Below are 12,532 nucleotides of genomic sequence, written 5' to 3'. Positions count from 1 at the left end.
ACGGGGTGCGTCACACCGCACATGGTGAGCAGGAATGGTCGGGTCCGACGTGCGGACCCGACCATTCCTGCTCACGAAGCGAGGGCAGACGGACGGGAGGCCCGTGGCGGTGTCGACACGGGCCTCCCGTCCGTCCTGCGGTCGCGTCTCAGGACGCGGGCAGGCGCTCGCTCAGGGCACCGCGGACCGAGCTCCACCCGGCCAAGCGGTCCCGGATCGCGTCGTCCTGCTCGGCGGCCAGGGCGTCCCGGTGCGCCTGTTCGAGCACCTCGTCGATGACGACCCGTCGCCCGCTGCGGGCCGACGTGATCGCCGCGTCGACCATGGTCAGGCTCATCACGTTGCCGTGCACCTCGCCGTCCGGCACCCCGCCGGAGCGGACGGCCCGGACGAAGGACGCCAGCGACCCGGCGATCTCGTGCCCGACCGACGGTGCTGCGGCCGGGGACCCCGGGGTGCCGTCGAGGTCGCTCGACGGGTCGTGGTCGCCGTCCCAGAGCGCCGTGCCGGCCGCGCCGGAGGCACGCCAGTCGCCGTTCCACGAGGTCTCCGCACCCGGCGCGCACCACGAGCCGTCGTAGACGAAGCGGACGTCGTCCTCGAACGTGAAGACGGCTGCGGCAGCGGCGTCGCCCCGGTACCAGGACCACGACGGGTTCCACGACTCGCAGTACACCGACACCGGGTCGCGTTCGAGCACGTACCGGGCGGAGTCGAAGGCGTGGATGGCCATGTCGAGCAACAGGACGTCGTCCATCTCCTCACGGAAACCGCCGAAGTGCGGCGCCTTCGCGAACCGGGTGCTCAGCCCGCCCACGGCACCGAGGTCGCGGACGTGCTGCCGGAACGCGACGAGCTGGTCGTTGTAGCGGCGGGACTGCGACACCATGAACAGCTTGCCGGTGGCCTCGGCGGCGGCGGCGAGCGACAGCGCCTCGGCGACGGTCTGCGCGGCGGGCTTCTCGCCGAGCACGGGCAGTCCGGCGCGCAGCGCCTGCAGGGTGACCGGGTGGTGCGCGACCGGCACGGTGATGTCGAGGACGGCCTCGGCACCGGTCTCTGCGGCCAGGACGGTCAGGTCCGTGCCCACCGGGATCGACGGGTCACCGGCGTGCTCGGCCCCGGCGCGGGCGGCGTCGAGGTCGAGGTCCACGATGCCGACGAGTTCGACCTCCGGGTCGGCGGCGACGGTGGCGAGCCAGGCCCGTCCCATCCCGCCGGCGCCGACCTGCAGGACGCGCAGCGGGCTCACGCGTCGACCGCTTCCGGCTCGGCGTCGTCGAACGGGCCGCGGTAGTGCTGCCCGTCGAAGTACTCGCCCAGGTCGTAGCGGCGGAGCGTCGGGATCTCCCGCTCCCGCTCGGGCCGGGCCCACTCGGCACCGTTCGCGATCACGCGGCGGACGTCCGGGTGGTGGTAGACCGGGAAGTCCTGGTCACCGGGGGAGAAGTAGAAGATCTTCCCGAGGCCGCGGCGGTACGTCATGCCGCTCCGGAACACCTCGCCGCCCGTGAAGCCCGAGATGAACACGAGCTCGTCGGGCGTCGGGACGTCGAAGTACTCGCCGTACATCTCCTGCTCGGGGATGACGATCGGGTTCGGCACCCCGCGGGTGATCGGGTGCTGCGGGTTGACGGTCCAGACGAGCTCCTGGTCGTGCTCGCTGCGCCAGCGGAGGGTGCAGGTCGTGCCCATCAGCTTGCCGAAGATCTTCGACCAGTGGCCGGAGTGCAGCACGAGCAGCCCCATGCCGGAGAGCACGTGCTTGTGCACCCGGTCCACGACGGCGTCGTCGACGTCCTGGTGTGCCGCGTGCCCCCACCAGGTGAGGACGTCGGTGTTCGCGAGGACCTCTTCGGTGAGGCCGTGCTCGGGCTCCTGCATGGTGGCGGTCCGGACGACGGCCTCGGGCAGGTGCTCGCGGATGCCGTCCGCGATCGCGCCGTGCATGCCGTCGGGGTAGCGCTCGGCGACGTGCTGCTCGACCTGTTCGTGGACGTTCTCGCCCCAGACGGTGATGCGGAGCGGGGTGGTGGTCATGGTGTGCGCCTTTCGGGGGTGGTGGGACCCGGTCACTTGACTGCGCCGCCGGTGGCCCCGGCGGCGATGAACTTCTGCGCCACGAGCAGCAGCACGATGGCGGGGATCGATGCCATCACCGCAGCGGCCATGACGGTCGACCAGTCGGCGGTGAAGGTGCCGATGTAGTTGTAGATGCCGAGCGTGATCGGCCGGACGTCCTCGGTGGTGGTGAGGGTCAGGGCGAACAGGAAGTCGCTCCAGGTGAACAGGAACGTGAACAACCCGGCGGTGATCAGGGCATTGGCGCTGATCGGCACGACGACCGAGCGGAAGGCCCGGAAGTTGCCGGCGCCGTCGACCTTCGCGGCCTCGATGATGGACGGCGGGATGTTCTGCATGAACGCCCGCATGATCAGGATCGCGAACGGCACACCGGCGGTGCTGTCGGCCAGGATCAGCCCCGGCACGGTGTTGAGCAGGCCGAGGTCGTTGTACGCCGCGTACAGGGCGTTCGCGACGACGATGCCCGGGATCATCTGGGAGATGAGGATGCCGAACAGCACCGCGTTGATGCCCTTGACCTTGAACTGGGCGAGCGCGTACGACGCCGGTGTCGCGATGAGCAGGCTGACGACGACGCTGCCCAGGGCGATCACCAGGCTCGTGACCAGGGCGCCGCCCTGGTCGGCGATCGCCTGCGCGTAGCCGCCGAGCTGCGCGTTGATCGGGAACCAGGCCGCTTCGATGGCGGAGCCGGCCGGCTGCAGCGAGATGTTGATCATCCAGTAGACGGGGAACAACATCACGGCGAGGATCAGGATCCCGACGCCGGAGAGCACCCACTGCTTCGCGCTCGTGGGACGGACGGGACGCCGGGCACCTCGGGTGACCACCGCACGGGTCCGGAGGACGTCGTTCGTGGACGCTGCGTCAGTCATCGACGGCCTTCCTGTTGAGACGGAGGTAGACGATCGCGAACAGGGCGGAGATCACGATGAGGATGTTGCTCAGCGCGGCGCCCTGCCCGAAGTCGAACTGCTTGAACGACAGGTCGTAGGACTGGGTCGCGATGGTCTGGGTGGCGTTCGCCGGCCCGCCGTTCGTCAACCCGAGGATGATGTCGAGCACCTTGATCGTGTAGACGACGCCGAGCACGAGCGTGACGCTCACGACGGGTCGCAGCATCGGCCAGGTGATCGCCCAGAAGGCCTTCCACCCGGTCGCGCCGTCGAGTGCCGCTGCCTCGTACAGCTCGGTGGGGATGTCCTGCAGCCCGCCGTACAGGATCGTGGTGTTGAACGGGATCCCGATCCAGATGTTCACCGCGATGACGGTGATGAGCGCGACGGCCGGACTCGTCAGCCACGGGACCGACGGGATGCCGAAGGTGCCGAGGAACTGGTTGACGACGCCCGAGTCCTGGTCGAGCATCCACTTCCAGACCGCGCTCGAGACGATGAGCGGCAGCAGCCAGGGGAGCAGGAGCAGGGAGCGCAGGAGCCCCGACAGCGGGAAGTTCCGGCGGAAGAACAGGGCGAGCAGCAGGCCGAGGACGAACTGGCCGACGATCGACCCGATCGTGAACAGTGCCGTGTTGAGCATCGCCGTGCCGAACAGCTGGGACGACACGACCGAGGCGTAGTTCGCCAGGCCGACCCACGGTGCCTCGCCCGTGTAGAACGTCGACGTCGTGTACGCCTGGAAGCTCATGACGATGTTCTTGACCACGGGGTAGCCGAAGAACAGCAGCAGGAACAGGACGGCCGGCAGCAGGAACAGCAGCTGCGCGATCCGTTCGAAGCGCAGCGAGCGGCCCGGGCGGGGCCGCCGGGACGGAGCGGCTGCTCCGTCGCCGGCGGCCCGCCGTGGGGCGACGGGGGTCGCGGTGCTCGTCATGCTCAGTTGCTCGACTGCGCGTTCTTCAGGGCGTCGGCCGGGGAGTCCTGTCCGGTCAGCGCCGACTGCACGGCCGTGTAGATCTTCGTCGCGGCCTTGGGCCAGTCGGCGCCGAGTTCGCCGGTGCGGGCGCGGGCGTCGGCGACGAGGTCGACGAACACCTGCTCCTCGGGGACGTCCTTGCCGAACTGCTGCGCGACGTCGGTCTTCGAGGGGATCGTGTAGCGGAGCTTCGCCATCGCCAGCTGGTTCGCGTCGCTGTTCATGCAGTCGACGATCTTCGCGGCGACGGCCTGCTTCGCCTTGTCACCGGTGTTCGGGACGGTCCAGACCTCGCCACCGAGCGGGGCGACGGCCTTGTCGCTGGCGGACTGCACGGGGATCTGGGCGATCCCGTAGTCGACCTTCGAGTCCTTCAGGCCGGGGATCTGCCACGGGCCGTTGATCATCATCGCGGCCTTGCCGGCCATGAACTGGTCGTTCACGTCGGCCTGGGTCCAGTTGACGACGCTCTTCGACATCGAGCCGTCGTCGACCAGGCCCTTCCAGAGCGACAAGGCCTCTTCGGTCTCCGGGGTCGCGATGTCCTTCTCGTCGCCGCCGTTCGACCACATGAACGGCAGGAACTGCCAGGTGCCCTCGTACGTGGCGTTGGCGTCGACGGCGAAGCCGTACTGGTCGCCCTTCGTCAGCTTCGCCGCGGCGGACTGCAGCTCGTCCCACGTCTTCGGCGGGGTGACACCGGCCTCGGACAGCACCTTCTTGTTGTAGAAGAGCGCGATGGTGTTGACGGTCGGGGCGAGGCCGTAGACCTCGTCCTCGTAGGTGCCCGCCTGCAGCACGCCCTTGGCGTAGCCGTCGGTCGAGATGTCGTAGTCGGACAGCGGCGAGAGCGCACCGGTCTCGGCGATCTGCTGCAGGTCCGGGTTGTCGAGCATCAGGACGTCCGGCAGGGTCTTCGACGACGCCTGCTGCAGGACCTTCTGGATGAGCGACGAGCCGGGCACCAGGCTGCGCTTGATGGTGACGTCGTTCTCGGCCCCGCACTTGTCGAGGTACTCGCCGATGACCTTCTTGTCGTTGCCCTGGTTGTAGTAGTCGAGCACGGTGATGGAGTCCACCTTGCCGCCGGAGCTCGCGGACGAGCCGCCGGAACAGCCGGCGAGGACGAGGGGGACGGCCGCCAGCATGGCGACCGCGCTGAGGACCTGAGGCGTCCTGCGGTGTCGAGGCTTCATTGCTTCGCTCTTCTCTGGATGGTTGCCGGACACGAGTCGAACGTGTCGCTCGTGGATCGGGGACGACCGGACCAGAACCGCTCCGTCGCGTCCCGAGTGGGGTCGAAGCTAGCATCGAAGCGCTTCGATGGTAAAGCGCTTAGACAAACTTTTTCCGGCAGCGCCCCCGCTACAGTGAGCGCAACAGGGTGAGGGAGCGGCATGGCGACGATGCAGCAGGTCGCCGACCGGGCGGGCGTCTCGATCGCGACGGTGTCCTTCGTCGTGAACGGCAACAAGCGCGTGTCCGCCGACACCCGTGCCCGGGTCACGGCGGCGATGCGCGAGCTCGGCTACCGGAACAACGTGGTCGCCCGGGCGCTGGCGTCGCGCCGCACCCGGATCCTCGCGCTCGTGTTCCCGGTGCTCGAGCACCGGCTCGGCCAGACCGCGCTGCAGTTCTTCACGAGTGCCGCGAGCCGCGCCTCGGAGCTCGGGTACCACCTGGTGCTCTGGCCGGCGGTGACGACGGCGGACGACGTGCAGGACCTCATCTCCGGTGGCCTCGCCGACGGGGTCGTGGTGATGGAGGTCACGATGCACGACCCCCGGATCGGACGCCTGACCGAACTGGAGGTCCCCTTCGTCGCGATCGGCCGCACCGCCGACCCCTCGGGTATCTCGTTCGTGGACATCGACTTCGAGCGCACCGTCGAGGACGCCCTCGACCACCTCACCGGCCTCGGGCACCGTCGGATCGGCCTCGTGGTCGAGGACCTCGACGGCACGTCGATGGCCGACTACGGGCCGAAGGTCCGCTCCGAGGCGGCGTTCCGCGCCGGCATCGAGCGCCGTGGCCTGACCGGCACCGTGGTCGCCGCCGGTGCCTCCGCCGAGGGCGGGCGCCGTGCGGCGGCGGACCTGCTGGTGCACGACCCCGAGGTCACGGCCGCGGTCATCATGAAGGACGACTCGAACTTCGGGCTCGTCAGCGGGCTGCGGGCCGGCGGGCGCCGGGTGCCCGAGGACGTCTCGGTCATCGCGATCGTGTCCTCCGACGGCGCCGGGGCCGCGACCGAACCGGTGCTCACGACGCTGAACGCCCCCGGCCCGGAGCTCGGCCGCCTGGCGGTCGAGTCGCTGGTCGACCGCCTCGAGGGCGGCAGCACCGAGCGCACGCACACGCTCATCCCGTGCGCCCTGCACCTGGCCGACTCCACGGCCCCCGCCCCGGCCTGACCCCCTGTCGGTCCGGAGGCGCGGGACGGCCCCGCCACGCGCCTCCAGGCCGCCGGATGGTGAGCCGAGTCTCGGCTGGCCGGACGGGATGCGCCGCCGTGCCCCCGTGGGATGTCCGCGGAACCGAGACTCGGCTCAGCCCCCGCCGCCGCCTGCCGGACAGACCAGGCTCCGCCTGGTTGTGTGGACGTACAGGTTCGCAGCACCACACGTCGAGGAGGACGGATGGCAATCGACCGGAGGACGTTCATGCTCGGGGGAGCGGGGGTACTGCTGCTCGCCGGCTGCTCCACCCGCCCCGAGCGCACTCGGGTCGAGGACTGGCCCACCGAACCGCCCGAGGGCGAAGCGACGATCAGCTGGTGGGCCGGCCAGGTCGCCTCGAAGGACGGCGGTGACCTGCGGCGCCGGCTCATCGCGGAGTTCCAGAAGGAGCACCCGAACATCCGCGTCCGGATCGTCAGCGCCCCGAGCGACACCGACACGAACCGCACCAGCCTGACGACCCAGATCGCGGCGGGCAGCAGCACGCCGGACGTCTACCTCGGTGACGTCGCGTTGCCCGGGCAGTTCGCGAAGAACAAGCTCGCGACCCCCGTGAACCAGCTCGTCGGCGAGGACTTCTTCGACCAGTTCCCCGAGGGGCTCCGGTTGGCTGCGAGCGTCGACGGCACCTACTACATGTTCCCGCTCTACATCGACGAGTCGTTCTTCCTGTACCGGAAGGACCTGCTCGCGAAGCACTCCCTGCAGGTGCCGGGGTCGTGGGAGGAAGTGCGCGAGACCTCGGCGAAGCTCGTCGAGACCGGCGACGTTTCGTACGGGTTCGCGTTCCAGGGCGACGTGTACGAGGGGTTGACCTGCAACGTCACCGAGTTCGTCGCGGACGCGGGCGGGTCGCTGCTCAACGACGACCTGACGGCGCCTGCGACCACGAGCTCGGAGACGAAGCGCGCGTTCGAGTTCCTGCGCTCCCTGGTGACGGAGGGTGCGTCCCCGCGGGCCACGCTGACGTACCAGGAGCAGGACACCAACGACGCCTTCTCGGGTGGCCGCGCGGCGTTCCTCCGCAACTGGTCGTACGCGTGGGGGATCGCGAACGGCCCGGACAGCCGGGTCCCCGGCAAGGTCGGGCTCGCCGCCCGGCCGACGTTCGACGGCATGGACGAGCACCACTCGACGATCGGCGGGTGGGGGAACTACATCAACCCGCACACCCAGGAGCCCGCGGCTGCGCTGACCTTCGCACGCTGGATGTCGAGCGAGACCGCGCAGCAGTTCCTGACCCGAGAGGGCGGCGTCCTGCCGGCACGCAGCGCCTCGCTCGTCAGCGAGGACGCGAAGCGGCAGAAGCGCCCCACGTACGACACGGCGGCCGGCATCACGCTCGTGCCCCGCCCGACGTCGACCGCCTACTACCCGAAGGTGTCGCAGGGCGTCTACCAGAACGGCAACAGCATCCTCGGCGGACAGGCGTCCGTCGACGGTGGCACCAGCGCGATGGCCTCCGCCATCTCGCTGGCCCTGCAGGGAGCAGCGCTGTGAGCGCCGGCACGGCGACACGACCGACACGGCCTGGAGGCACGGGTCGCGTCGACCCGCCACCGCGGCCGACCGGACGGTCACGTCTCGACCGCATCCGCTCGCGGGGCGCGTGGGGCTTCGCGGCCCCGGCGCTCCTGGTGGTCGCGGCGGTGACGATCTTCCCGGTCGTGTACTCGGTCGTCCTGAGCTTCGCGGACGTCGAGGTCGGCTACGAGGGCTTCACGATCCAGTCGTTCGGGTTCGGCAACTACGCGGCCCTGCTGCAGAGCGCGGACTGGTACCGGGCGCTCGGGTTCACGGTGCTCTACACGGTGGTGACGGTCTCGGTCGAGCTCGTGCTCGGCATGCTCGTCGCCCTGGTGCTCGAGCGGCTCGGGGCCACCCGCGGCTGGATGCTCGCGCTCATGCTCATCCCGTGGTCGCTCGTCACCATCGTGAACGCGCAGCTGTGGAAGTACATCTACGACAGCACCTACGGCGTCGCGACGTGGTTCTTCGGCCTGTTCGGGGACGCCCCGGTGATCCTCGGCGAACCGGTGCCCGCGATCACCGGGCTGATGGTCGCGGACATCTGGAAGACCACGCCGTTCGTCGCGATCATCCTGCTCGCCGGGCTCGTGCAGATCTCCGAGGACCACTACGAGGCCGCCGAGCTCGACGGTGCGAGCACCTGGCAGACGTTCTGGCGCGTGGTCCTGCCGCAGCTCACGCCGACCCTGACGATCGCGGTGCTGTTCCGCATCCTGCAGGCGTTCGGCGTCTTCGACCTGCCGTTCGTGCTGACGAACGGCGGACCGGGCACCGCCACCCAGTCGCTCGCGATCATGGGGTACAAGGTGCTCTTCCAGGACATCAACATCGGACCGGGCGCGGCGATCGCGACCTCCACCGCGGTCATCGTCGCGGCCGGGTGTCTGCTGTTCCTCCGGGCGTTCCGGAACCAGGCGAAGGGAGGGGACGACTGATGCCCCGTCAACGTGTGCGCAAGGGCTGGCGCAAGTGGGTCAACACGGTCAACGTCAGCGGTGTCGTCATCGCGGTGCTCACCGCGCTGCCGCTCTACTGGCTCGTCACGACGTCGCTCAAGCCGGCGTCCGAGATCGGGCAGTCGCCGCCGACCGCGTGGCCGCACGCGATCACGTTCGACAACTTCGTGGTGGCCTTCCGCGACAACGCGCTCGGCCAGTACATGGTGAACAGCGTCATCGTGTCGGTGTCGACCACGGTGATCGTGCTCGCGCTGGCGTTCCTCGCCGGGTACGCCCTGGCCGGCCGGTTCATCCGGGGTCGCACGGCGATCATGACCTCGCTGCTCATGCTGTCGGTGTTCCCGGCGATCGCGGTGCTGACGCCGCTGTACCTGCTCGAGCGCAACCTCGGGTTGCTCAACTCGTACCCGGGCCTGATCGTGCCGTACGTGGCGTTCAACCTGCCGTTCGCCATCTGGATCATGCGGAACTACCTGCAGGGGATCCCGTCGACGATCGAGGAGGCGTCCGAGATCGACGGCGCCGGGGCATGGCGGACCGTGCTGTCGGTGATCCTGCCGATGGCGAAGCCGGGCCTGTTCACGGTCGGCGTCTTCACCTTCACGGCGTCGTGGAGCGAGTTCCTGATGGCGCTGACCTTCAACAGCGAGAACTCGTTCCGGACGATCCCGGTCGGCATCGCGCTCTTCGGGACGCAGTTCACGGTGCCGTTCGCGCAGATCTTCGCCGCGAGCGTCGCTGCGACGGTGCCGATCGTGATCCTGGTGCTGGTGTTCCGTCGCTCGATCGTCTCCGGTCTGACCTCTGGTGCCGTCAAGGGGTGACGAGTGTCCGGCATGCGGAGATAGGTAGAGAACTGACCTAGCTGCGCATGCTGGACATTCGTCAGAGCGTCGTCCTGACCGCCCGTAACCTGCCGTCAGGGGCTCGGTGCGCCGAGATCGACGGCTGCGACGATGCGGTCGATGATCCGCACGAACCTGGCCCGCTCCCGTTCCGACAAGGAGGCCATCAGGTCGTGCAGGTGCTTGTTCGTGCCGTCCATCGCGTGCGTGTAGTCGCGGCGGGCAGCATCGGTCAGCTCGATGTGTCGGCTGCGGCCGTCGTCGGGGTTCGGGACGCGACTGAGGTGTCCGCTGTGCTCGAGTCGGTCCACCATGCCGGTGACCGCCGGTCCGGTGAGCCCCAGGTGCTTCGACAGGTCCTTCACGCGCACCGTCCGGCCGGCTTCCTCGGCGCGCGAGACGAACTGCAGCAGCGTGAGGTCGCCGCCGGAGACGCCGAGCTCGTCGCGCAGACGCCCGCGCAGTTCGGCCACCGCGGCCTCGAGCCGGGTCAGCGCCGCATCGAGGTCGACATCGCTCACCACAACGCCCCCTCTGCACGGGTCTCGTCCGGGTCACGATACGCCGCACTCACAGCCCCAGCGTATCCACTTAGCGCGAAGCGTGGAACGGTGCAGGTGGCGATGACGGATTCGGGGCACCGTGGCTGACCCCGTCCCGACTCCGCAGTCCGCTTCCCGCGCCGGTGAACCCGTCCGTTTCGAGGTCTCCGGCGGGGACCCCGACTCGGCCGAGCGCGACCTCGCCGCCGTCCACGGTGCCGATCGGTGGTCCGTCCGGCGCATCGACGACGACTTCTCGTACCGGTACACGGCCGTCGGGGACTCCGACGTGAGCATCCGGCGCTCGCAGCTGCGCGGTGCCGTGCGCGGCTCGGTGCCGGTCGGTGCCGACTACGTGGTGACGTGGATCACCAGCGGGACCGCGCACCTGGACTCCGGGCGCGTCCGGATGGAGCTGCACCGGGACGTCCCCGTGCTCCTGCCGCCCGAGGACGACTTCGTGTTCAGCGCCGAGGACCACGACCAGCGGTTGGTGCACTTCGGGCGGGAGTACGTGCACCGCGTCGCGTTCGAACACCTGGAGGTCGACGCCGCACCACTGCGGTTCGACCCCACCCGCGCGCCGGAGCCCGACACGGCGGAGCGCTGGCAGGGGGCGCTCCTGGCGCTGTCCCGGGCGCTGCGCGCCGAGGGGCCCGACTCCGCCGCCTGGCACGAGGCCAAGCGGTCGGCGGCCACCGCGTTCCTGGACACCTTCCCGCCGCAGGCCGACGACCTGCCCGCGGTGCTCGGCCTGCCCCGGAACGCCCGGCTGCGGGCAGCAGTGGAGTACATCCACGCGCACGCCGCCGAGCCGGTCACCGTCCAGGAGCTGTCCGAGGTCGCCGGCCTGAGCGTGCGGTCGGTCCAGGAGTCGTTCCGCCGGGTCTTCGACGTGTCGCCGCTGACCTACCTGCGCGAGGTCCGGCTCGACCGGGTGCGCGGGGAACTGCTCGAGCTCGACCCGCAGGCCGGGGTCGTCGGCGACGTCGCCCGACGGTGGGGGTTCGCCCACCTCGGCCGGTTCTCGGCGGCCTACGCGGCCCGGTTCGGCGAGTACCCGAAGCAGACCCTGCGACGCTGACCGCCCGCGCTCAGTGGCCGGACGTGGGCCGCGGGGCCGGGCCGGTGCTCGCCCGCACCCGGAGGGTCGTGGGCAGCCGGACGTGGTCGGTGGTCGGCTCACCGCGGAGCATCGTCAGGAGCATCTGCACGGCGTGCGACCCGAGCTCGGCGAGTGGCTGGGACACCGTCGTGAGCGGCGGGGTCGTGGTGGAGGCCTGCGGGACGTCGTCGAAGCCCACGACGGACAGGTCCTGGGGCACGCGGAGCCCGACCTCGGCCGCGGCGCGGAGCACACCGATCGCCGACGAGTCGTTCGCAGCGAACACCGCGGTGGGGTGGTCGGCGAGGGTCAGGAGCTCGCGGGCGACGGCCGCGGACTGGTCCTCCTGGTAGCCGCCGTCACGCAACAGGCACTCGTCGACCGTGATGCCCGCGGCCGTCAGCGCCGAGCGGTACCCGGCGGCGCGCAGCTGGGCGGAGGCCAGGTCGGCGCGGCCCTGCAGGTGCGCGATGCGCGTGTGTCCGAGTGCGAGCAGGTGTTCGACGGCCTGCACCGCGCCGGCCTCGTTGTCGGCGTCGACGGTGGCGTGCCCTTCCGGCCCGGTGTGCGGGTCGATCGCCACGACGGGGATCGACGAGCTCGACAGGGCCGTGGTCGGGGTGACGACGATCGCGCCGTCGATCAGGGTGCCGGAGAGGCGGGACAGCGACCGGCGCTCCCACCCGGGTCGGTCGGCGCCGGTCATCAGGCCGGCGTAGGCGAGCAGCTCGTAGCCGGTGCCGGTGGCCGCCCGCGAGATGCCGCGGAGCAGCTCGGTCGAGAACGGCTCGAACTCGGGCACCAGGATGCCGACGACCCCGGTCCGCGAACTCCGCAGGCTCCGGGCGACCAGCGAGGTCTCGTACCCCAGGTCCTCGACCACCTGCTGCACGCGGAGCATCGTGGCGGGTGCGACCCCGTCCCGCTGGTTGATCACCTTGGACACCGTCGGGATCGACACCCCGGCCACCCGCGCCACGTCGCCGATCGTCACCCGGCCGGCACCGGGACGCGCGCCGAGTGCCGAGTCCATGTGCACACCGTACCGCTGCGGCACCGCGCAATCGGTAAAGAAAACGTTATCGATATCGATTGACACCGACCCGGAGCAGCAGGCATGCTCTCCGCAGCG

General features: G+C 70.1%; 12 protein-coding genes. 5 read left to right on the top strand and 7 right to left on the bottom strand.

The features are described from left to right. Positions 1–148: 148 nt before the first annotated feature. The 5 genes from DEJ17_RS13000 to DEJ17_RS12980 are packed head-to-tail and all read right to left on the bottom strand — an operon-like array spanning position 149 to position 5,156. Positions 149–1,243, bottom strand: a complete 1,095-nt coding sequence (locus tag DEJ17_RS13000) for a Gfo/Idh/MocA family protein (RefSeq protein ID WP_110894540.1) — start codon at positions 1,241–1,243, stop codon at positions 149–151. A gap of 5 nt (positions 1,244–1,248) precedes the next feature. After that, positions 1,249–2,040, bottom strand: coding sequence for a ThuA domain-containing protein (locus tag DEJ17_RS12995; protein ID WP_110894488.1), 792 nt, complete (start codon positions 2,038–2,040; stop codon positions 1,249–1,251). Positions 2,041–2,072: 32 nt separating this feature from the next. Continuing rightward, on the bottom strand, positions 2,073–2,960 hold the full coding sequence (locus DEJ17_RS12990; protein ID WP_110894486.1) for a carbohydrate ABC transporter permease: 888 nt from the start codon (positions 2,958–2,960) through the stop codon (positions 2,073–2,075). Beyond that, positions 2,953–3,918 carry a carbohydrate ABC transporter permease gene (locus DEJ17_RS12985; RefSeq protein ID WP_110894484.1) on the bottom strand — a complete coding sequence of 322 codons (966 nt, stop codon included), beginning with the start codon at positions 3,916–3,918 and terminating at the stop codon, positions 2,953–2,955. The genes DEJ17_RS12990 and DEJ17_RS12985 overlap by 8 nt, the downstream gene beginning before the upstream one ends. 2 nt (positions 3,919–3,920) lie before the next feature. Continuing rightward, a complete protein-coding gene (locus tag DEJ17_RS12980) occupies positions 3,921–5,156 on the bottom strand; it encodes an ABC transporter substrate-binding protein (protein WP_110894482.1) in 1,236 nt (411 codons plus the stop codon). 201 nt (positions 5,157–5,357) lie between these two features. Here DEJ17_RS12980 and DEJ17_RS12975 point away from each other — a divergent pair, with 201 nt between their 5' ends. The 4 genes from DEJ17_RS12975 (at position 5,358) to DEJ17_RS12960 (ending at position 9,732) form a co-directional block, all read left to right on the top strand. Further along, on the top strand, positions 5,358–6,374 hold the full coding sequence (locus tag DEJ17_RS12975) for a LacI family DNA-binding transcriptional regulator (RefSeq protein ID WP_258366806.1): 1,017 nt from the start codon (positions 5,358–5,360) through the stop codon (positions 6,372–6,374). A gap of 225 nt (positions 6,375–6,599) precedes the next feature. After that, the gene (locus DEJ17_RS12970) at positions 6,600–7,919 is read left to right on the top strand and encodes an ABC transporter substrate-binding protein (RefSeq protein WP_181421183.1); all 1,320 of its coding nucleotides are present in this window, start codon (positions 6,600–6,602) and stop codon (positions 7,917–7,919) included. Then, a complete protein-coding gene (locus DEJ17_RS12965) occupies positions 7,916–8,884 on the top strand; it encodes a carbohydrate ABC transporter permease (protein WP_181421181.1) in 969 nt (322 codons plus the stop codon). Before DEJ17_RS12970 ends, DEJ17_RS12965 begins: the two co-directional genes overlap by 4 nt. Next, positions 8,884–9,732 carry a carbohydrate ABC transporter permease gene (locus tag DEJ17_RS12960; RefSeq protein WP_258366805.1) on the top strand — a complete coding sequence of 283 codons (849 nt, stop codon included), beginning with the start codon at positions 8,884–8,886 and terminating at the stop codon, positions 9,730–9,732. Before DEJ17_RS12965 ends, DEJ17_RS12960 begins: the two co-directional genes overlap by 1 nt. Positions 9,733–9,827: 95 nt before the next feature. Here the strand turns inward: DEJ17_RS12960 and DEJ17_RS12955 are convergent, their stop codons facing one another. Continuing rightward, positions 9,828–10,274, bottom strand: a complete 447-nt coding sequence (locus DEJ17_RS12955; protein ID WP_181421179.1) for a MarR family winged helix-turn-helix transcriptional regulator — start codon at positions 10,272–10,274, stop codon at positions 9,828–9,830. A 121-nt stretch (positions 10,275–10,395) separates the two neighbouring features. Between DEJ17_RS12955 and DEJ17_RS12950 the strand changes: the two genes are divergently transcribed. Further along, entirely contained in the window at positions 10,396–11,379 is a 984-nt protein-coding gene (locus tag DEJ17_RS12950; RefSeq protein WP_110894474.1) for a helix-turn-helix domain-containing protein, read from the top strand. Between the two features lie 10 nt (positions 11,380–11,389). Here DEJ17_RS12950 and DEJ17_RS12945 read toward each other — a convergent pair whose 3' ends face one another. Next, positions 11,390–12,433 carry a LacI family DNA-binding transcriptional regulator gene (locus DEJ17_RS12945; protein ID WP_181421178.1) on the bottom strand — a complete coding sequence of 348 codons (1,044 nt, stop codon included), beginning with the start codon at positions 12,431–12,433 and terminating at the stop codon, positions 11,390–11,392. Positions 12,434–12,532: the final 99 nt, after the last annotated feature.

Source organism: Curtobacterium sp. MCSS17_011 (genome assembly GCF_003224275.1).
Lineage (GTDB): Bacteria > Actinomycetota > Actinomycetes > Actinomycetales > Microbacteriaceae > Curtobacterium.
This window is presented reverse-complemented; position numbering and strand designations above follow the sequence as displayed.